Here is a 20,763-nt window from a genome sequence, read left to right as displayed (position 1 = left end):
ATGGAACTCAAAGATAAAATTATCGTCGTGACAGGGGCCGCTTCGGGTATCGGGCGGGCCATGTGCCTGCGCTATGCCGAGGAGGGGGCCAAGCATATTGCGTGTGTGGACCGTGATATGGCGGGTGCAGAAGAGACTGCGAAAATGATGGGTGGCAAAGCTTACCAAGTGGATGTCGCGGTCAAAGATCAGCTCACGGGTATGATTGACGCTGTGGAAGCTGATGCGGGTCCGATTGATCTATTTTGTTCCAATGCGGGGATTTCCGTGCCCGGTGGTGTCGAAGTGGAAGACGCCGAATGGCAGCGGATTTGGGAGATCAACGTGATGTCCCATGTCTGGGCTGCCCGTCATCTGGTACCGTTGATGTCGGCGCGTGGGGGTGGTTATCTGCTCAATACTTCTTCGGCGGCAGGCTTGCTCAACCAGATCGGCTCTGCCCCTTATGGTGTCACCAAACATGCCGCTGTTGGCTTGGCCGAATGGCTGGCGCTGACCTATGGTGATCAGGGGATCAAAGTTTCGGTCCTGTGCCCGCAAGCGGTGCGTACTGAAATGACCCGCGGCCATGAGGATCATGTAGCAGCGATTGATGGCATGATGGAACCTGGCCCCGTGGCCGAGGCTTGTGTCCAGACGATCCGCAATGAGACGTTTCTGGTGCTGCCGCATAAAGAGGTCGAGACCTATATGCGCAACAAGACCGACAATTATGACCGCTGGATCGGGGGCATGCGCAAGCTGAACCGCCGTTTTGGCAGCTTTGACAGTTAGGACGAAATTATGATCGGCTATACCACCATCGGCGTGAGCGATATGGAGCGCGCCAAGAAGTTTTATTGTGATTTGTTTGCGGACAAGGGTGCGAAAGTTGTAATTGATGCAGGGCGCATCGCTTTTGTCGGGACCAAGCGCGGGGAGCCGATGCTCGCCGTTTGCGAGCCTTATGACAAAGGCGATCCAACCCCGGGTAATGGCGTGATGCTGGCTTTTCCAGTTGAGGAAAAGCAGCAGGCGGATGCCATGTATGCACGTGCCCTGGAGTTGGGTGCGACTTGTGACGGCCCTCCGGGACAGCGTGTGCCAGACCGTTTTTATGGCGCTTATGTGCACGACCCCGACGGTAACAAGCTATGTTTCTATATGTTTGGATGAACGGCGTCGCACCCGTTTAAGGTGTCTGGTGGCGTGATTTAAATGCAAAGTGAAGAAGTGAGGTGCCTATAAGGGCAGCTCACTTCTTCTTTAGAGGGCGTACGAGGCCTTCTTGGGCGACCGAAGCGACCAGTGTTCCATCAGCACTGAAGATGGAGCCACGGTTAAACCCGCGCGCTTTGCCCGTCCACGGGGCATCAAGATCGTAGAGGTGCCAATCGTTGAACTGGATCGGGCCGTGGAACCACATGGCGTGATCAAGGCTCGCGCTCATTACATTCCCTTGGAACCATGTCAGGCCATGGGGGCGCAGGGAAGAACCGAGCAAGTTCATGTCAGAAGCATAAGCGAGCAGGCAGTGCTGCATTTGTGGGCCCTGCCCTTTGGCTGCTTCCATGCGGAACCAAAGGTGGTTTTCGTCGGAGGTTTTTTCGGGCGTGAAGAAATCACGCGGGGCAACTTCGCGCAGCTCAATCGGGCGTTCGCGCAGGAAGTCGGCGTGAAATTTTTCGGGAATTTTATCGACATGTGCCTCGCGCAACTCGTCGCGGTTGGGCCAGTCCTCGGGTGCGCCCACATCGGGCATCTTGTGCTGATAGTTCCAACCTTCTTCGTCGATGTGGAAGGATGCGGATAGATTGAAGATTTGCTTGCCATGTTGGATTGCCACGACGCGGCGGGTGGTAAAGCTGCCGCCATCGCGGGCGCGGTCCACTTGGTAAATTACCGGGATTTTTGGATCACCCGGGCGGATGAAGTAGGCGTGCAAGCTGTGGCACAGCCGGTCGGGCACTGTCCGGTAGGCGGCCATCAGCGCTTGGGCGATGACATGACCACCGAAGATGCGGGTGGTCGTTTCGCCGCCGTTTCCCATGCCGCGAAACAGATCAACTTCCAGCTGTTCGATGTCGAGAAGTTCGAGGAGTTGGTCGGCAACAGTGCTCATAGAATGGGGCCTTCAGGTGCTGGCCCGTGCATTTGCATAGGCAATAAAGAAATCAAAGCTGTCGGGGTTTGCCATGCTGTCACGGTTTACCACAGTCGCGGGGTCCCCTCCCAACAACAGCTTTTTCACAGGAACCTCAAGCTTTTTACCAGATAAGGTACGCGGCACTTCGGCCACTTCAACGATTTCGTTCGGGATAAAGCGGGCCGAGACTCCCTTGCGAATTGCATTGTTTATTTTGTCTTTCAGTGCGTCGTCGAATGGAACGCCCTGTGCAGGAACAACGAAGAGGGGCATAAAACTATCGCGGCCCAGAAACTCTAGATCGACAACAAGACTGTCAAGAACATCATCCAGACCTTCGACCGCTTGGTATATTTCAGCAGAGCCGAGCCGCAGGCCTTTGCGGTTTATGGTGGCATCAGAGCGTCCGTAGATCACACTCGCGCCATTTTCGTCGATGCTGATCCAGTCGCCGTGCCGCCAGATACCCGGGTAAGTGTCGTAATAGCTCTCATGCAGGCGGCTGCCGTCCTCGTCGCCCCAGAAGAACAGCGGCATGGAGGGAAGCGGCTCGGTGCAGACCAATTCCCCCACTTCGCCAATGAGTTCATTACCGAGCGGGTCAAAGGCGCGTACTGCGTTACCTAAAGCGCGGCATTGCATCTCACCTGCACGTACGGGCATGGCGGGATGACCGAGGACGAATGCGCCAGCGAGATCGGTTCCGCCGGAGATCGGGGCGAGCCAGACGTCTTCTTTTACATCGCGGTAGATCCAGTCATAGGCATCGGCGCTGAGTGGTGATCCGGTTGAGCCCAAGGAGCGGAGGTGTGTCAGGTCAACTTCATTTCGCGGGTTAACGCCTGCCTTGAGGCATCCTGCGAAGAAGGCAGCACCTGCGCCAAGGTAAGTGAGCTTTTCATCCCCTGCAAAGCGCCAAAGTGCGAGCATATCAGGGTGGTTTGGTGCGCCGTCGTAAAGGCAGACAGTCGCCCCCTGACCCAATGCCATCCATTGTGCGTTCCACATGATCCAACCAGATGAGGTGAGCCAACAGAAGCGATCACTATGCGTCAGGTCGTGGTGTAGAGACTGTTTTGCAGCCTCAAGAATTACGCCGCCGTGGCCATGCACGATCGGTTTTGGGTTACCCGTGGTGCCAGAGGAATAGACGATCCAGAGCGGTTGATCGAAAGGCACTTGCGTGGCCTCGAAAGGCACATCCTCATCCAGAAGGCTGTCCCATGCCACATGACCCTTCGGGAGATCACCGACTATGGGGAGTGTTACAAACTGGTTCACGCTGGGCAGTTCGGATGTGATGTGGGCAAGTACTTCGCGACGGTCCACAGTTTTGCCCATGTGGACATAGCCGTCCTGTGCAATGAAAACTTTTGGCTCGATTTGCTTGAACCTGTCGAGAATGGCAACGTGGCCCATATCAGGCGCGCAGAGCGACCAAGCAGCGCCTATACTGACGGTGGCAAGGAAGGCGATGAGCGCTGCTTCGGTGTTGGGCAAAACAGCAACGACGCGGTCACCTTGTGTGACGCCCATGTTTTTGAGGTGATGGGCAACGGAAGCCACTTGGGACCGTAACTCGCCCCACGTCAGTTCCTTACGCCCCAAAGTCTCGGACATACTGATGATGGCGGGATGGTCTTCGCGGCCCTCCGCATGGCACAAAACATTATCAGCGTAGTTCAGCATTGCGCCGGTACACCACTGTGCGCCGGGCATGGTGCGGGAGCCAAGAATTTTCTCGTATGGCACGCTGGCGCGGATCTCAAAAAAATCCCAGATCGCGGCCCAGAAGGCATCAAGGTCGGTAACGCTCCACTCCCACATCTCATTGTAGTTGGCGAAGGTGAGGCCGTTCTTTTCGCTCACGAACCGCTCGAAGGCTGCCATAGTGGAGGCATTCGCCCGCTCTGGTGTGGGGGTCCAGAGGACGGGGTTCATGTCAGTGCTCCATGCACAAGTGCGCGGAGTTGCGGACGTGCGGGATAGGCGCTGCTTGGAATGAGTTGAGTGAAGAAGATGACCGAAAGGTCAAAGACAGGATCAATCCAGAACGCTGTCGACGCCATACCGCCCCAACTGAAATCACCCACGCTGCCCGGTGCGCGGGCGCGGCCCGGATCAAGGAGGACAGCACCGCCGAGGCCAAAGCCCATCCCCTCCATCGGTTGCTCGGCAAAGCTGCGCGGACCCATAGAGGCAATGTCACCACCCAGATGATTACGCATCATGAAATCGAGCGTCTTGGGGCCGATGAGACCACCGCCACCTGTGCGCATCATCTCGGTAAACTTGAGGTAGTCATCAATTGTGCCGACGAGGCCGCCGCCGCCTGATTGTATTTGTGGGTTGAGGAACGGTGATTTATCCGCGCCGTCCAGTTGGCGCAGTGTGTCTGTCCCTTTGTCGACTTTGCCAACGGAGAATGCATTTCCTGCCAGCGGCGTGTAGCATGCAGCAAAGCGGTCTTTGGCATTTTCGGGCACAACAAAGCGCGTCTCGTTCATCCCGAGAGGGTCAAAAATCTCGTTGATGAAGAACTGCTCCAGCGTCTTACCTGTGACAACTTCGATCACGCGGCCAAGTACGTCAGTGGCGACAGAGTATTCCCAACGTGTTCCGGGCGCGAAGGCCAACGGGAGCGCCGCAACTTTATCCGCCATCTGCGCCATGGTGAGTTTGTCACCGCGAAACTCGATATGCTGCTCGACCATCTCAGCGCCTAGAACACTGGGGTTGAAGCCGTAGCTGAGACCAGAAGTATGCGTAAGCAGATGGTGCAGCGTGGGCGTGGCACAGGGTTCGGTTTGGTCGATGCCGGTGGCGCCTTTGACCAGACACTGCATATCGCTAAACGCCGGGATGAAATCAGAAAGCGGCGCATCAAGGTGAAATATTCCACGTTCCGCGAGCATCATGATCGCGATCGACGTTACGGGTTTTGTCATCGAATAAATACGAGCGACGGTATCGCGCTGCCACGGCTGTTTTGCCGCCACATCGCGCATCCCGCAGTCGTGATAGTAAACCTCTTTACCGCCCTGTGCGACAAGGACCGACGCCCCCGCAAAGCGGCGGGCGTCGATGTAGGTCTGCATCCAGTCGCCGATGCGGTTCAAGCGGGCAGGATCAAATGTGGTCATTAGACCTCCAACCACTCCTTGCGCACATCCTCGCGCGACTTAAGCTCGGCTGGCGTGCCTTCGAAGACGACCTGACCGTGACCCATAACGTAGACGCGGTCGGCAATATCCATCGCGATGCTTAGCTTTTGCTCAACCAATAAAGTGGAGATACCCTTCTCCGCGATGGCTTTCAGGACTTCTGCAACCTTTTGAACCATCTGTGGGGATAGGCCCTCAGTTGGCTCGTCGATCATCACGAAATCAGGATCGCCCATGAGTGTGCGGCACATGGTGAGCATCTGCTGCTCACCACCCGATAGTACCGATGCCTCGACATCGGCACGACGATCAAGGTTTTCAAACATCTCGAACATCATCTGCATGGACCAACGGCCCGCACCATCCTTTTGGCCAGGCTTGAGGCCCAGCGTCAGGTTCTGGCGCGTGGTCAGACCAGGAAAGATATCGCGGTTCTCCGGCACATAGCCGAGGCCCATGTTGGCGATCTCATAGGCTTTCTTACCTGCGATTTCTTTACCACGAAACTTGACCGAGCCTTGCGGCTCAACTTCGCCCATGATCGCTTTACAAGTAGTTGAGCGGCCTACGCCATTACGGCCCAGAAGGGCGACAATCTCACCCTCTTGCACGTTCAGGGTGACGCCCTGAAGAATGTGGGATTTGCCGTAATAGGCGTGCATGTCGGTGACTTCGATCAATGTTCTTCCTCCAATGCAGCACCCAAGTAGGCTTCTTGTACTTTCGCATCACCGCGCACGTCTTCGGGTTTGCCCGTGGCGATGATTTCACCGTAGACCAGCACCGAAATGCGGTCAGCGAGGCCAAACACAACGCCCATATCATGTTCAACCATGATGAGAGTTTTGCCTTCGGTCACTTTCATGATCAGGTCGGTGATATAGTCGGTTTCAGAATGGCTCATCCCCGCCGTCGGCTCATCAAGCATGATGACATCCGCACCACCCGCGATGGTGATACCGATCTCAAGTGCGCGTTGCTCAGCGTAGCTGAGCGTACCTGCAGGCAGATCACGACGGCCCAGCAAGTTGATCTGGTCGAGGATCGCGTCAGCCTGCTCGGACAATTGGCGCTGGCGGTTTACGATATTCCAAAAGCTGTATTTATAGCCGTTAGACCACAGCAGCGCACAGCGGATGTTTTCAAACACGCTCATCTTTGGAAAAATGTTGGTGATCTGGAACGAGCGGCTGAGACCTTTGCGGTTGATCTGGAACGGCTCAAGCCCTGCAAGGTTCTCGCCGTGGAGTTTTACCGTGCCTGCAGTGGGCGCAAACCGTGCTGTAATCAAGTTGAACAGCGTGGATTTCCCCGCGCCGTTCGGCCCGATGATGGCATGACGCTCGGCCTTGCCAATGCTCAGATCAATGCCGCGAATGATCTCGGCTTTGCCAAAGCTCTTTTTTAGGCCCGAGAGTTCAAGTGCTGGTGTGCTCATGATTGGCCTCCCATTGTGTTGGCTTCGTTCCATGCGTCTTTGAGGTCAGGGGCCGTCATTTTTGCGATCCCAATCCCGATGGCCGCGATGGCCCCCGCGATGATCCACGGCATGATGGTATGGCTGTCAAAGGTGGTCCAGAACAGGGTCATTTCGTTGTCGCCTGTGGCACCGTGACGGTAGTGGAAGATCATCTCGATCAAAGCGCAAAGCCCAAGGATACCAATAGCGGCAGGAAGTAGCGTTTTGAAATAGGGGACAATCAGTAGCCTCCATTTACCAAGTTTTATGGCCGGAACGTGCATCATGATCAGACCTGCCAGGCCACCTGGGAAGAACATAACCGTGGCGACAAAAAGTGAGCCTGCGTAGAAAGCCCAGAGCTCTGTCTGAAGGCTCAGCACAGTTTGTACCAATGTGAATACAATCGCACCGATGATCGGGCCGAAGAAGAAGCCAACACCACCAAGAAAGGTTACAAGCAAGATGATACCGGAGGAGTAGGCGTTGAGATTTTCCTCGGTCAAAATCTCGTAGTTGATAGCGAAAAGACCCCCGGAGACGCCTGCGAAAAAGCCCGATGCGACAAAGCTGTAGTAGCGCACCCAGCGCGCGGAGTAGCCAAGGAATTCGGCGCGCTCTGGGTTATCGCGCACCGCATTTGCCATGCGACCGACAGGTGTGCGGCTCCATGCATACATAAGTGCGGCGGAAATGATGACCCATGCGGCGGTGAGGTAGTAGACTTCTTCCTGCTGCAAGAATTCAACGCCAAAGAAAGGCTGTGCGTAGGTGCGGTCGCCGCTGATCCCTTCCTCGCCACCAAAGAAGGCAACGACGATTACGGAACTGGCCGCGATCAATTCACCAACACCAAGCGAGATCATGGCAAAGACTGTCCCCGCCGAACGGGTCGAGAAGGCACCGACAATTAGCGCCAAACCCATGCCGAACAATCCACCAAACAGCGGCAGGATCGGCAGTGGCATCGCGGCGAAGAAGTCTGACATGTTCATAATGTGCATACAGAAGAACCCGCCAACACCCGCATAAACCGCATGGCCAAAGGACAGCATGCCCCCCTGCCCCAGCAGCATGTTATAAGCGAGCGCAAAGATGATCGTGATCGACATCTGGTTCATGATCGTCAGCGCGGAGTTGTTGGTGAAGATTTTTGGCAAGAGCAGCATCGCTATGATTGCGATAATCCACGGTAGCAGGGTGATCGTCATCCCGCCTGCACGCATACGCTGCGCAGGCTTTGTCGGGTCGGTTTTAAGCTGCTCGTTCATTGTGTGCGCTTTCCGAAAAGACCTGCGGGGCGGAAGATGAGGATCAGCACCATCAGGATATAGGGGAGAATGTCGGCAATCTGCGGTGAGGTCAGGCTCCAGAAGTCACGGAACATATTTTCGTCCATGTTTTCAGGCGTCGCAATGCCGATCGCGTTGAGAACGTTTTCCATTTCGATGTTATACGATTTGGCGAATGTCGTGATCCACCCGATGAGGAGCGAGGCAACAAGCGCACCCCAGAGCGAACCAAGTCCGCCAATCACGATGGTCACAAACACAATCGAGCCAAGCACAAACGCCATGCCAGGGAAGGTGCCAAGCACTGGTCCTGCAATAACACCCGCGACACCAGCGAGTGCTGTGCCCACTCCGAACACACCCATGAAGATGAGTGGTACGTTGTGGCCCAAGGCCTCCACCGTACGCGGATAGCTGAGCGCGGCCTGAATGATCATGCCTACACGTGTCTTAGTAAGGACGTAGAGGAGCCCAATGAAGATCGCGACCGAGATGAAGATCATGAAAATCTTATACGCAGGGATCGAATTGCCAGAAATGGCAAAGGCTGTGAAATTCAGAATGTCAGGGACATCGTAAGGCATCTGGTTCTTGCCCCAGATGAATTGCACCAGCTCTTCGATGAGCAGAGCGAGGCCGAAGGTGAAGATAAGCTCAGGCACGTGGCCGTATTGGTGTACGCGGCGAAGGCCGTATCGCTCTACCATGGCACCTGCGACACCGACAATTAGCGGTGCAATCAGCAGCCCCATCCAGAAACCCAGTGCGAGACTGATGGAATAGGCGAAATACGCGCCCAGCATATAAAAGCTGGCATGGGCAAAATTAAGTACACCCATCATCGAGAAAATAAGGGTCAAGCCGGCGGACAGCATAAACAGTAGCAGTCCAGTCACCAGCCCGTCGATCAGATTGACGAGAATGAGGTCCATTGGCCCCTCCGGTAGAGTATGATGTGAAGGATAAAATTGCCCGCCCCTCAAGCAAAGAGGCGGGCAGGATTAGCGCTCGGTTACGGGCGCTTCATCTCACAAGTGGTTTCGATATCTGCACTGGCCATCTCGATTGTCTTGATGACACGTACACCATACTCAGAGTTGTCATACGGGAAATCGATGCCTTCATTGGTGTGCTCAAAGATGTGCAAATCCTGAATGGCCTGGTGGTCATTCGGGCGCATCATTACTTTGCCACCCCAGATGGTATCATATTCCATACCCTCAAGTGCATTTGCGACTGCAACCACATCATCTGCTGTGCCTGCTGCTTCGATCGCTTGGGCCAACATACCGATGGTGTTGGAGATACGCGTCTGGTCTACGTTGCCATCAGGGTATTTCGCCTTGAACGCTGTGTAGTAGGCCGCTGCTTCATCGCTTGGCGGTGGGTTAACCTGACCTTCGCCAACCAAACGCACGATGCCTTTACCGGAATCGCCGAACGCCGCTGTGATACCGGAACCGGCAGCATAGTAGGTGTAGATCGGACCAGTATAGCCGTTCTCGATGATGGACTTACCAAGGCCGAGCATATCCGCGCCCCAGTTACCTGTGATAACAGCATCTGTTTCGGCGTTGACGATCTTGCGTGAGTAAGGAGTAAAGTCCTTCACCTTGCCAATTGGGTGCAACTCGTCACCAACGATTGTGATGTCGGGCCGCTTCTCGCCGATATACTTGTTCGCAGCGGCCGCAACAGCCTTACCAAAGGAGTAGTCCTGACCGATAAGGTAAACATTCTTGATGCTTGTATCTTCGGCAATGCTATCCGTTACAGCGTCCATTTTCATGTCAGCGTGTGCGTCGAAACGGAAGTGCCAGAAGTTACACTTGTCATTTGTAAGCGCTGGATCAACCGCAGCATAGTTCAAAAACAGTACACGGCTGTCCGGGTTACGGCGGTTATGCTTGTCCACTGCTTCGGTCAGCGCGTTTGCAACACCAGAGGAGTTACCCTGCACGATGAAACGGACGCCTTGGTCGATTGCGACCTGAAGCTGGATCAGCGATTCTTTCGGGCTAATCTTGTTGTCAAAGCCGAGCACTTCGAAGTTGGTGCCACCCAGGACGCCACCGTTTTGGTTAACCATATAGTCCGCAGCAAATTCAAACTGGTGCAGACCGTTTGTGCCGGTGCTTGCAAAGGGGCCGGACAGCGGATCGATAAACGCGATCTTGATGTTCTCGGCAAATGCAGCGCTTGCACCGATGATGAGTGAGAGTGCGGAGACCGCACCGAGTTTTGTGATATTCTTCATTTTGTTCCTCCCAAGGACAGCCCGTCGCTGTTTTGCGATCTTTATCTATTGGGCTATTTCAAGAGACTTACATACCTCGACAGTAAGTCAAGCATTCACATTAGGCGAAGAGACGGTTTTTTGAGAGGTGACGTGAGGGAATTCTATGCCTTGGCGAACTGGAAGAATTACACGCTGTTGACGGATATCTCTCAACATATTGCTATACATATATAAAAATCTAATGCATTGAGAGAGGTTCGCATAAAACGGCAATTATCTGGCGCTGTTTAGTGCAAGATATTCAAGTGGTACGCGGCGGAAAAATTTGCGTCAACGACTGCGAAAGCACGGCAAAATCATAAAATGCATTTGCAGTACCATTCCGCTATGCGGAACAACGGTCCGTTACCTTCCACGCGTCTTTGGACGATTCCGCTTTGGCGCGTCTTACTCGTTAATACTGATCGCTTCCGCAACTTTGAGCAAGCGTTCTGCATAGACAGTTTCAAGCTGCTTAGGCTTCACGCGGTAGGATGGCCCACCGACATTGAGCCCATAAACACGCCCGTCACTGAGCGAGTGAACAGGTACCGCAATCCCATTCACGTCGGAGCGCCAGTTGCCATAGCCGCTGCAATACCCCTTGGCGGTATATTCAGCGACAGCGTCCCTATATTGCGCACGCGCGTCCTCTTCGACCTCGGCCCCTTCCATACGGGCAAAACCGAAAATCTGTTCGCATCGTTCCTCGGGTGTCACGGCAAGGATCGCCTTTCCCATCGCTGAATGAAACAGCGGCAGGCGCGAACCCACGCGCATCAACAGGGTGACTTCTTCGGTTGAACATTCAGTCGCAAGATAGATCACCTCGGTCCGGTGCTGCTCGCCCAGTGCCACGGTTACAAACGGGTTTGGCCCGTCCATGCGCAGGGCGTGCATCTCATGCTTGGCGCGGTCCCGCATATCCATTGCAGCAAGGCGGCTAAACCCTAGACGCAGTACGCCTGCGCTCAGCCGATAGGTGCCAACACGGCTATCGGCGACCAGATAATCCAATTCGCACAGGGTATGGGTGAGCCGCGAAATCGTCGCCTTCGGTAGGCCTGTGCGTTCGGAAAAGTCACTGTTGGTCAGGGTCAGATCACCCCGCCGGAAACAGCGTAAAATCTCAAGGCCCCGCGCAAGGGCGGTGACAAAATTTCGGTCTTTGCTTTCCAGATCGGGATCGAATTGCATGGCTTAGCCCCGCTTGAGGGCATCAAGCCCGTGCTGCGCAAAGACAGGAACAAAAGCGCCCACTTTCATTGCCCGTTCGGGATTTGATGCATTGCCATCCAGCGCACGCTTCAGAACACCTTGAACGATTGCTGCCATGCGGAAGAAAGTAAAGCCGATGTAATACCCGAAGTTGTCAATTCCGTTGAGGCCACGCCGCGCGCAATACTCTGCGATGAATTCTTCATTCGACGGCAGGCCAAGCGATGCGCGGTCAAGGCCGCCCATCCCGCGCCCTTCACTGCCTGCAGGCAGCTGCCATTGCATAATCACAGCGGCCAGATCGGCAAAAGGGTGACCAATTGTCGACAACTCCCAATCCAGAACAGCGCGACAATCCGTGCTGGTGGCGTCAAAGATCATGTTGTCGATACGGTAATCGCCATGGACTAATGTGCGCTGACCATCATCAGCGGGCTGGTTGCCTGCCAATGCGTCCATCAACTCGTCCATTGCTGGAATTTTATCCGTCTCGGATGCGCGATACTGCTTGGACCAGCGACCAATCTGACGCTCGAAGTAGTTGCCCGCAGGGCCGTAGTCACTCAGGCCAACGGCGTCGATATCCACACTGTGCAACGCGGCTAAAACGCGGTTCATCTCTGTAATTACTGCACCGCGGTCTGCGTTCGTGAGGTCAGGCATTGATGGATCATTAAAATTTCGACCCTGCACGTGGTCCATAATATAGAACATCGAGCCGATGACGCTGTCGTCCTCGCAAAGCAGGTGCATTTTGGAAACTGGCACGTCACTGCCTTCGAGTGCTTTTTGCACGCGGAATTCGCGGTCCACCGCATGGGCGGACTTTAACAAAACGCCTGGCGGCTTGCGGCGCAACACATAAGAATGGCTTGGTGTTTTGAGCATGAAGGTCGGGTTGGATTGCCCACCTTGAAACTTGGTGACCTCCATCGGGCCTTTGAAGCCGTCGAGGTGTTTGCTGAGATAGGCCTGTACCGCCGCTTCATCGAGGGTCTGTGTATCCGTCATATCGGTTTCCCTAGCTGTAACTCATCAAAGCCGCGCCATCAGGCGTGGCGTAGTGCGGTGTGGCGTTGAACTCATTGAGTGAGAACAGGCTACCCGAAAACATAAACCGCGTCATGGCCGCATTTTTAATCTGGAGATTAAGGTTCATCATGTGCTGGGCAGGGGCGTGAAGCGAGGCGGCCGTCATCTGCCCAATCACGCCACCCGAGCTGATCACCAGCACGCGTTTGGCATCGGTATCCACAGCAAAGGCACGCGCTGCTTCTACGCGATCCACGAACTGCCCCCATGTCTCGGACGGGTTTTCAATCTCGTCCTTTTGCCATGCGAACACGGTTTCCCTTAGCGTGCGGAAATGCACTTTGCGGTCGCCTTTAACGATGTCGGGGATGTCACCCTTGAACCGCGCGTCGAGCAGATCACCGAAATCATATTCGTTTAGGCCTGCATGTTCCTCACGTTCAGGCACAAACCCCATCTCGGTCGCGGTATCAATCTGCCGGTTGAGCGTGCCCGTCACTACGCGGTCAGGGGTCCAGCCCATACCGCGCAGCCACGCACCCGCAGCGCGCGCTTGGGCGCGACCAAGGTCGGACAGCACGTCATAATCTACCGCCCCGAAGGACGCCTGACCGTGACGTATGACAAGCAATTCCGCCAAGTTACGAAAATTCCGCCGCCAGCTTTTTGCCCGCTGCGAAATACTCATCCGCCATGCGGTCCACAATTGCAGCAGCAGGGCCAACGGATTTGATCGCACCGATCCCCTGACCAGACCCCCAAATGGTTTTCCATGCTTTGGGTTTTTCACGATCCGTGCCAAAATTCATCGAAGACGCATCCGCCGTGGGCAGGTTATCCGGGTCCATGCCTGCATTCTGGACCGACCCTTTGAGATAGTTGCCCCAAACGCCTGTGAAGAGCGAGGAATAGACAATGTCATCCGCACCAGAGTCGACGATCATATCTTTGTAGCCTTGGTCGGCATTCGCCTCATCCGTCGCGATGAACGGCGAGCCTGTATAGCCGAGGTCAGCCCCCATGGCGCGGGCTGCCAATAGGGATTGCCCTGTGGCAATCGAGCCAGACAGAGCAATAGGCCCGTCATACCACTCACGAATTTCATTGACCAAAGCAAAGGGCGACTGCTGCCCCGCATGGCCACCCGCCCCAGCCGCCACAGCGACCAAGCCGTCAGCACCTTTTTCAACGGCCTTCTTGGCGAATTTGTTGTTGATGATGTCGTGCAGTACGATGCCACCGCAACTGTGCGCGGCCTCGTTCACTTCGACACGCGCACCCAGCGAAGTGATCCAGATCGGAACCTCGTGTTTGGCCGCGATTTCCAGATCACGCTCAAGACGCGAATTAGAGCGGTGAACAATTTGGTTGATCGCATAAGGCGCTGCTGGCGTGTCAGGGTTCGCTTGGTTATAGCGGTCCAGCTCTTCCTTGATCTCCGTTAGCCAAGCATCCAGCAACGGCGGCTCGCCCTCTGCCTCACGCGCATTGAGCGCGGGAAACGATCCGACGATCCCAGCCTTACATTGCGCGATCACCAGCTTTGGCACCGAGATGATGAACAACGGCGATGCGATCAGCGGGATGCGCAGACCTTGCAGTGCCTTTGGCAGATGAGAGTCGGAACGGGCCATAGAGCCTCCAAGTGTCATGTTAACAGTGAGGGGGCGGCTGAAACCGCCCCGCTTTTTCGCAAGTTGCAAGGTTTACAGAACCTCGAACAGACCCGCAGCGCCCATGCCACCGCCCACACACATGGTGCAGACAACGTACTTCGCACCGCGACGCTTGCCCTCAATCAACGCGTGACCGACCATACGCGCACCCGACATGCCGTAGGGGTGACCGATAGAAATGGCACCACCGTTCACATTGAGCAATTCGTCAGGAATGCCGAGAACGTCACGCGACTGAATTACCTGCACGGCGAACGCCTCGTTGAGTTCCCACAAACCGATGTCTTCGATCTTGAGACCATGCGCCTTGAGCAGCGGTGGCACGGCATAGATCGGGCCAATGCCCATCTCGTCCGGCTCACAGCCAGCAGCCATTACACCCATGTAGCGACCCAGCGGTGCGAGGCCCATTTGCTCAGCCTTCTTGGCTTCCATGATTACAGTCGCAGAAGCACCATCAGAGAGCTGGGACGCGTTGCCTGCTGTGATGTATTTGCCTTCTTTAATCGTCATGCCATCCTTGAACACTGGGCTCAGGCCAGACAGCATTTCGGCAGAGGTACCAGGGCGGTTGCCCTCGTCCTTGCTCAGGGTCACCTCATGCTCGGTGATCTCTTTGGTCTCTTTGTTCTGCACCATCATTATGGTGGTCATCGGCACGATCTCGTCGTCGAACTTGCCCGCTTCCTGACCCATGTGGGTATTGTGCTGGCTGCGTGCAGCATATTCATCCTGACGCTCGCGGCTGACATTATAGCGTGCGGCGACTGTCTCGGCTGTCTCCAGCATCGACATGTAAATCTCTGGCTTGTTCTCTTTGAGCCAGCCATCGGCCTTCACGCGCATTTCTGGGGTTTGCACCATAGAGATACTCTCGACACCGCCACCGATGACAACATCCATCCCGTCGGTGATGACCTGCTTGGCCGCTGTGGCAATCGCCATCATGCCAGAGGCACACTGACGGTCGAGCGACATGCCCGCAACTGTCACGGGCAGACCCGCACGGATCGCCGCCTGACGCGCGATGTTGCCGCCAGAATGGCCCTGTTGCAATGCCGCACCCATGATACAATCCTGAATGCTCGCTGGATCAACGCCCGCGCGCTTCACTGCGTTCTCGATCGCGTGCGCCGCAAGCGCCTGAGGTGTCGTGTTGTTGAACGCACCACGATAGGCTTTGCCAATCGGGGTACGGGCCGTGGATACGATTACTGCGTCACGCATAGTTCTTCTCCTAGTTTACCAGTCGAGCTTCAGGCCTTTGGCCTTTGCTGCATTGAGGGCGTATTTCTTGGTCTGGCCGAACGCATCGCCCAGTTGTTGTTGATCGGTCTCGTCGCGGATTTCCGCAAAACGTGCGGCCACGGTTTCGGGCGTGTTGTCATCGCCCATCAGTGTAATGCCTTGCGTCTCGTATATCCGCGTCTCGGCAAAGCTGCCTGCACCTGCGCCGAGAATTACCTGAGACGGTGCATCCTCACTCACCAGATACAGCAAGCCAGGGGTGATGGTTTCAGGGGCAAGCAATTCCTGCGCCTCCGCCGGAAGCAGGTCCGCCGTCATGCGCGTCGCCGCAGTCGGGGCCAGTGTATTAACGCGGATATTATCGCGCGCCCCTTCCATGTGCAGCACGTTCATCAGGCCCAGCATCGCAGCCTTCGCCGCGCCGTAATTGGACTGTCCAAAGTTGCCATACATACCCGAGGCGGAAGTGGTGAGGACAATGCGCCCATATTTCTGCTCGCGCATAATGGGCCAACAGGCATGGGCCACATTAGCTGTGCCGATCAAATGCACATCAACGACTTTGCGAAAGGCCGCCATATCCATTTTGGCAAATGTCTTGTCCATAAGGATGCCAGCGTTGTTGACACAAATATCGATGCGCCCCCATGCGTCCATTGCTTGGGCGATCATGTCCTTGACCGCATCCTCGTCCGAAACATCGGCACCATGGGCCATAGCGTCACCGCCCATAGCCTTGATTTCTTCAACCACACTCAGCGCCGCCTGAGACGACGAACCCGTACCGTCCCGCGACACACCCAGATCGTTCACAACAACCTTGGCACCCCGTGCCGCTAAGCCCAAAGCGTGAGAACGGCCAAGGCCAACCCCCGCACCCGTGACAATCGCCACGCGGTTATCAAAACGGATCTCCATCAGTGCAGCGCCTGTTCAAAGATGTTGGGGCCAGACATCACATTGATGCCACCCGACACAGGGATGATCGCGCCCGTCACATAAGCACCACCACGACCACAGAGGAACAGCATACAGCCGCCGATATCTTCGTCGCGGCCAACACGTTTCAACGGCACATCTTTGCCAACCTTCTCGCGCATGTCAGTGTCATGGGTGGCAAAGGCGGTCATGCGGCTCACAAACGGCCCCGGGGCCAGAGCGTTCACAGTGATCGCATGACCCGCCAGTTCCTTGCCCAAAATTTTCGTCATGTGATGCACAGCGGCCTTGGACATGGAGTAGGAATAGGCCCCATCGCCCATCTCCCGCTCGCCCATAACAGAACCTACATTAATCACCCGCGCAGGGTCGTCAACCGTGCCGCTTGCGCTCAACATCGGGAGCAGCTTTTGCGTCAGATCGAACATGCCTGCCACGTTGACGTCCATCACTTTGGACCACGCTTTGAACGGGAATTCGCCCATCGGCGCGCCCCATGTGATGCCCGCGTTGTTCATCAGGATATCGAGTTTGTCAGTGTGGGATTTTACGGCAGCGACCAACGCATCGACACCTTCCTCGGTGCCCACATCGCCCGCAAAGCCAATCACTTTGCCCGAAGCACCAAGCGCATTCAGCTCCTTCGCCACCGCTTCACAGGCGTCACCCTTACGCGAAGCGATGAGCACAGTCGCCCCCGCCCGCATCAGCGCCTCTGCCGCCATACGGCCAATGCCTGTTGCACCGCCAGTAACCAGTGCGACCTTACCGTCCAGACCAAACAGCGTTTGAATATCCATGCTTAAAACCCTCTCATGGCGGCAACTTTTTCAGCGTGGTAGCTATAATCACCCAGCCATTCGGCGCTAACCCGCGCACGTTTCATGTAAAAGCCCATATCATAGGCGTCGGTCATCCCGATCCCGCCGTGCATCTGCACACCTTCTTGCACGGCCAATGTCGCCGTCGAAGTTGCTTTGGCCTTAGCCAATGAGACGGCCAGCTCTGCATTCTTTGGATCGCTGTCCATCATACGTCCTGCATTGAGGATCGCGCTCGCTGTCAGTTCCGTCTCGCACCACAGATGGGCGGCACGGTGTTGCAACGCTTGGAAGCGGCCAATCTCGATGCCGAACTGTTTACGCTCTTTCAGATAGCCGACAGTCATATCAAACGCACCCGCCGACAGACCGGCCATTTCAGCCGCCAGTGCCGCTTGTCCCGCTTGCAGCGCAGGACGCAGCACGGTCATGGCGCTGTCCACCTGACCCAGAACATCGTCGCCCGTGGCCTCGACATTCTCGAAATCAATCTTGGCCGCATCACGTGCGTCAATCATGTTCGACTTGTGGCGCGTGATTCCAGCACGATCCGCAGGAATATCAAACAGGGTCAAGCCATCGGCCGTCTTCGCCAGAACCAGCAAACGATCCGCCATGGCCCCATCAACAACAAACGTCTTCTTGCCCGTCAGGCGAAACCCGTTCCCGTCCGCCTTGGCCTCCAGCGTGGTCGCATCAGGATCATGTTTGATCCCCTCATCTACCGCCAGCGCGTAGGTCACGTCCCCGCTGGCGATCTTGGCCAGCGCTTCCATCGCACGCGTATCACTCACCTGCCGCAATGCAGTTGCGGCCATCACGGCAGTGCTCAGGAAGGGCGACACGACCAGCGTCTTGCCCATCTCCCGTGCGATCACATTCGCCGCGGCGAACCCCATGTCAGAGCCGCCCGCGCCCTCGGGCACCAGCACACCGGCCCAGCCCATCTCCGCCATCTCTTTCCAGAGCTTTGCATCATGCGTCTGGCCTTCATCGCGCATTTTGCGAAACGCATTTACAGGGGCCGCACCATCCAGAAATCCGCGCGCCATATCGGCGAGCATGGTTTCCTCTTCGGTCATCACAAGTTTGTTCATGCTGGCAACCCCAATACGCGGCGCGACACAATAGAGAGCATCACTTCGGATGTACCGCCCTCAATGCTGTTGGCCTTGGTGCGCAGCCAGTCGCCCGCACGGTTGCCCACTTCACCATCCCATTCAAGTGCCGCGGAACCGCCCGCCGTCATCATCAGCTCATGGCGCTGTTTATTCAGCTCGGTCCCCATATATTTGAGCATCGCAGAGGCATCCCCCGCCCCCTGCCCCGCTTCGGCTTGATCTTTGTACCGCTCAAGCGTCAGCCCCATTGCCAGCGCGTCAATCTCACAGCGCATGGCATCCGCTTTCAATGTCGCATCCAGATGGTCAAGCGTATCGGTCAGCACCGCACCCAATGCACGGCCCCCCGCTTCCAACGCACCGGAGCCGGAGATCATCTCACGCTCATGTGTCAGCAGATATTTCGCAACATCCCAACCACGGTTCTCGGTCCCGACGATACGGTCTTTTGGTACTTTGACATCGGTAAAGAACGTTTCGCAGAAGGGGGAAATGCCTGAAATCATCTTAATGGGCCGCGTCTCGACACCTTCGTCTTCCATATCAATGAGGAGGAAGGAAATGCCCAAATGCTTTTTTGCTTCACGGTCGGTTCGCACCAGCGCGAAAATCTGATCGGCCTTGTCCGCATAAGAGGTCCAGATCTTCTGACCGTTTACCAGCCAGTGATCGCCCTTATCCTCACCATGCGTTTGTACATTGGCCAAATCAGATCCCGCACCCGGCTCTGAATACCCCTGACACCAGCGCACTTCGCCCCGCGCAATCGGGGGAAGGTAGTGCAGTTTTTGCTCGTGAGAGCCAAAATGCAGCAACGCAGGTCCAAGCATCCAGATGCCAAAGCTTTGCAGCGGGCTGCGCGCATCAATGCGGTTCGTCTCTTCATGGAATATCTTTTCCTGATCGCGGGTCAGGCCAGCGCCACCATATTCAAAAGGCCATGTGGGCACGGTATAGCCTTTGGCCGCACAACGCTCCAACCATTGCTTTTGCGCGTTACTGGTGAAAACCCAGTTCTTGCCGCCCCAGCAAATGCCATCTTCTGTGGCACCGCCACCGCGCATCTCGGCGGGACAATTCGCCTCCAGCCAGTTGCGCAATTCGCTGCGAAATTCGTTTGTCGATTGCGTGTCAGACATCGCTATTCCTCCCGTTGAGCGGATGCGGCCTCTTGCGGGCCACCATTCCGCAGAGCAGAATTGCATGTCGAAATTCGATTGACAAGTAAGAGTTGCACTGGCCCTTTAAGAGCCAAATCACCTCAAGGAGACGCCCCGATGAAAGCAATGTTGAGCCATGAGCCCGGTGGACCGGAAACGCTGAAACTCACTGAAATGGAAGCGCCCGAGCCGTCCAAAAAGCAGGTGCGCATCCGCGTTCATGCGGCGGGTCTGAACTTCCCCGACACCCTGATTATCAAGGATATGTACCAGATGAAGCCCCCGCGCCCTTTCGCGCCCGGTGGTGAAGTCGCAGGCGAGATCGAGGCCGTGGGTGAGGCTGTGACAAACTTCAAAGTAGGCGACCGCGTGCTGGGCATGTCTGGCTTTGGCGGCTTTGCCACGCATATCGTGATGGACGCCGAACGGGTCATGAAAATCCCCGATGCGATGCCTTATGACGAAGCGTCATGTTTGGTGCTGACCTATGGCACATCGCATCACGCGCTCAAAAACCGCGCCGAGATCAAGGCAGGCGAATCGCTGCTTATCCTTGGTGCTGCGGGCGGTGTTGGTGCCGCTGCAATCGAGCTTGGGAAAGCTGCGGGTGCGCGTGTGATCGCCGCTGTCTCCTCAGAGGAAAAGGCGCAGTTCTGCCGCGACCTCGGCGCAGACGAGACGATCATTTATACCCGTGACATGGACGACCGTGATGCACAGAAAGCGTTCTCTGCCGAGATCAAGAAACTCGCAGGTGGTGACGGTGTCGATGTCGTCTATGACGCTGTGGGCGGTGCTTATGCGGAACCAGCGGTGCGTGCGCTTGCGTGGAAGGGCCGCTTCCTTGTTGTGGGCTTTCCTGCTGGTATCCCGAAAATTCCGCTCAACCTGACGCTGCTCAAAGGCTGCCAGATCGTCGGTGTCTTCTGGGGTGCGCACACACTACGCGAACCTGACCTGCACGCCGAGAACATGGCCGACCTGTTCCGCATGTACAAAGATGGCCAGATCAAGCCGCGCATTTCCGCACGCTTTCCACTGGAAAAAGCAGCAGACGCGCTCAACCTGATGATGGACCGCAAGGTGCAGGGCAAAGTTGTACTGGACGTGGAGTGACCCTCCTCACCCCAAAAAAACCGTGGCGCGCCTCACAGGTGCGCCACGTCATTGAACCCGCGCAGTATCATCCCCTCCGGCCCGATCACCACGCGGCTGATGGAGCCGTTGTCG

At 56.0% G+C, this 20,763-nt stretch carries 20 protein-coding genes; 3 read left to right on the top strand and 17 right to left on the bottom strand.

Features of this window, described 5'->3' with window-relative positions; translation table 11 throughout:
• Both Q0775_RS18990 and Q0775_RS18985 read left to right on the top strand, forming a co-directional pair.
• Complete coding sequence (locus Q0775_RS18990; RefSeq protein WP_298864888.1) at positions 1–774, top strand: SDR family oxidoreductase; 774 nt, start codon at positions 1–3, stop codon at positions 772–774.
• A 9-nt stretch (positions 775–783) separates the two neighbouring features.
• Positions 784–1,155, top strand: coding sequence for a VOC family protein (locus Q0775_RS18985; protein WP_298864886.1), 372 nt, complete (start codon positions 784–786; stop codon positions 1,153–1,155).
• 79 nt (positions 1,156–1,234) lie between these two features.
• On the opposite strand, the gene Q0775_RS18980 is transcribed toward Q0775_RS18985, so the two are convergent.
• From Q0775_RS18980 to Q0775_RS18900, 17 genes are all read right to left on the bottom strand, one after another.
• Positions 1,235–2,101: an acyl-CoA thioesterase II gene (locus tag Q0775_RS18980; protein WP_298864883.1), complete on the bottom strand. Its 867-nt coding sequence runs from the start codon at positions 2,099–2,101 to the stop codon at positions 1,235–1,237.
• A 12-nt stretch (positions 2,102–2,113) separates the two neighbouring features.
• On the bottom strand, positions 2,114–4,066 hold the full coding sequence (locus Q0775_RS18975) for an acetoacetate--CoA ligase (protein ID WP_298864881.1): 1,953 nt from the start codon (positions 4,064–4,066) through the stop codon (positions 2,114–2,116).
• Positions 4,063–5,268, bottom strand: coding sequence for a serine hydrolase domain-containing protein (locus Q0775_RS18970; RefSeq protein WP_298864879.1), 1,206 nt, complete (start codon positions 5,266–5,268; stop codon positions 4,063–4,065). Before Q0775_RS18970 ends, Q0775_RS18975 begins: the two co-directional genes overlap by 4 nt.
• Positions 5,268–5,951, bottom strand: a complete 684-nt coding sequence (locus tag Q0775_RS18965; protein WP_366863720.1) for an ABC transporter ATP-binding protein — start codon at positions 5,949–5,951, stop codon at positions 5,268–5,270. The genes Q0775_RS18970 and Q0775_RS18965 overlap by 1 nt, the downstream gene beginning before the upstream one ends.
• Positions 5,952–5,965: 14 nt before the next feature.
• Positions 5,966–6,727 (bottom strand): ABC transporter ATP-binding protein, encoded by a 762-nt coding sequence (locus Q0775_RS18960; protein ID WP_298864873.1) that lies wholly within the window; start codon positions 6,725–6,727, stop codon positions 5,966–5,968.
• A complete protein-coding gene (locus Q0775_RS18955; RefSeq protein ID WP_298864870.1) occupies positions 6,724–8,019 on the bottom strand; it encodes a branched-chain amino acid ABC transporter permease in 1,296 nt (431 codons plus the stop codon). Before Q0775_RS18955 ends, Q0775_RS18960 begins: the two co-directional genes overlap by 4 nt.
• On the bottom strand, positions 8,016–8,972 hold the full coding sequence (locus tag Q0775_RS18950; protein WP_298864868.1) for a branched-chain amino acid ABC transporter permease: 957 nt from the start codon (positions 8,970–8,972) through the stop codon (positions 8,016–8,018). Before Q0775_RS18950 ends, Q0775_RS18955 begins: the two co-directional genes overlap by 4 nt.
• Before the next feature lie 80 nt (positions 8,973–9,052).
• The gene (locus tag Q0775_RS18945; RefSeq protein ID WP_298864865.1) at positions 9,053–10,297 is read right to left on the bottom strand and encodes a branched-chain amino acid ABC transporter substrate-binding protein; all 1,245 of its coding nucleotides are present in this window, start codon (positions 10,295–10,297) and stop codon (positions 9,053–9,055) included.
• Between the two features lie 429 nt (positions 10,298–10,726).
• The gene (locus Q0775_RS18940; protein WP_298864862.1) at positions 10,727–11,515 is read right to left on the bottom strand and encodes an IclR family transcriptional regulator; all 789 of its coding nucleotides are present in this window, start codon (positions 11,513–11,515) and stop codon (positions 10,727–10,729) included.
• A gap of 3 nt (positions 11,516–11,518) precedes the next feature.
• Positions 11,519–12,547 (bottom strand): phosphotransferase family protein, encoded by a 1,029-nt coding sequence (locus tag Q0775_RS18935; protein ID WP_298864859.1) that lies wholly within the window; start codon positions 12,545–12,547, stop codon positions 11,519–11,521.
• A gap of 10 nt (positions 12,548–12,557) precedes the next feature.
• A complete protein-coding gene (locus Q0775_RS18930) occupies positions 12,558–13,256 on the bottom strand; it encodes a histidine phosphatase family protein (RefSeq protein ID WP_366863719.1) in 699 nt (232 codons plus the stop codon).
• Entirely contained in the window at positions 13,210–14,202 is a 993-nt protein-coding gene (locus Q0775_RS18925; RefSeq protein WP_298864856.1) for a nitronate monooxygenase family protein, read from the bottom strand. The genes Q0775_RS18930 and Q0775_RS18925 overlap by 47 nt, the downstream gene beginning before the upstream one ends.
• Positions 14,203–14,274: 72 nt before the next feature.
• A complete protein-coding gene (locus Q0775_RS18920) occupies positions 14,275–15,471 on the bottom strand; it encodes an acetyl-CoA C-acyltransferase (RefSeq protein WP_298864853.1) in 1,197 nt (398 codons plus the stop codon).
• A gap of 15 nt (positions 15,472–15,486) precedes the next feature.
• Positions 15,487–16,410: an SDR family NAD(P)-dependent oxidoreductase gene (locus Q0775_RS18915; protein WP_298864850.1), complete on the bottom strand. Its 924-nt coding sequence runs from the start codon at positions 16,408–16,410 to the stop codon at positions 15,487–15,489.
• Complete coding sequence (locus Q0775_RS18910) at positions 16,410–17,231, bottom strand: SDR family oxidoreductase (protein WP_298864847.1); 822 nt, start codon at positions 17,229–17,231, stop codon at positions 16,410–16,412. The genes Q0775_RS18915 and Q0775_RS18910 overlap by 1 nt, the downstream gene beginning before the upstream one ends.
• A 2-nt stretch (positions 17,232–17,233) precedes the next feature.
• Positions 17,234–18,349 (bottom strand): acyl-CoA dehydrogenase, encoded by a 1,116-nt coding sequence (locus tag Q0775_RS18905; RefSeq protein WP_298864842.1) that lies wholly within the window; start codon positions 18,347–18,349, stop codon positions 17,234–17,236.
• Entirely contained in the window at positions 18,346–19,512 is a 1,167-nt protein-coding gene (locus tag Q0775_RS18900) for an acyl-CoA dehydrogenase family protein (protein WP_298864840.1), read from the bottom strand. The genes Q0775_RS18905 and Q0775_RS18900 overlap by 4 nt, the downstream gene beginning before the upstream one ends.
• Positions 19,513–19,650: 138 nt before the next feature.
• Here Q0775_RS18900 and Q0775_RS18895 point away from each other — a divergent pair, with 138 nt between their 5' ends.
• Positions 19,651–20,649 carry an NADPH:quinone oxidoreductase family protein gene (locus Q0775_RS18895; RefSeq protein ID WP_298864837.1) on the top strand — a complete coding sequence of 333 codons (999 nt, stop codon included), beginning with the start codon at positions 19,651–19,653 and terminating at the stop codon, positions 20,647–20,649.
• Positions 20,650–20,763: the final 114 nt, after the last annotated feature.

Source organism: uncultured Sulfitobacter sp. (assembly GCF_947499945.1).
GTDB lineage: Bacteria > Pseudomonadota > Alphaproteobacteria > Rhodobacterales > Rhodobacteraceae > Sulfitobacter.
This window is presented reverse-complemented; position numbering and strand designations above follow the sequence as displayed.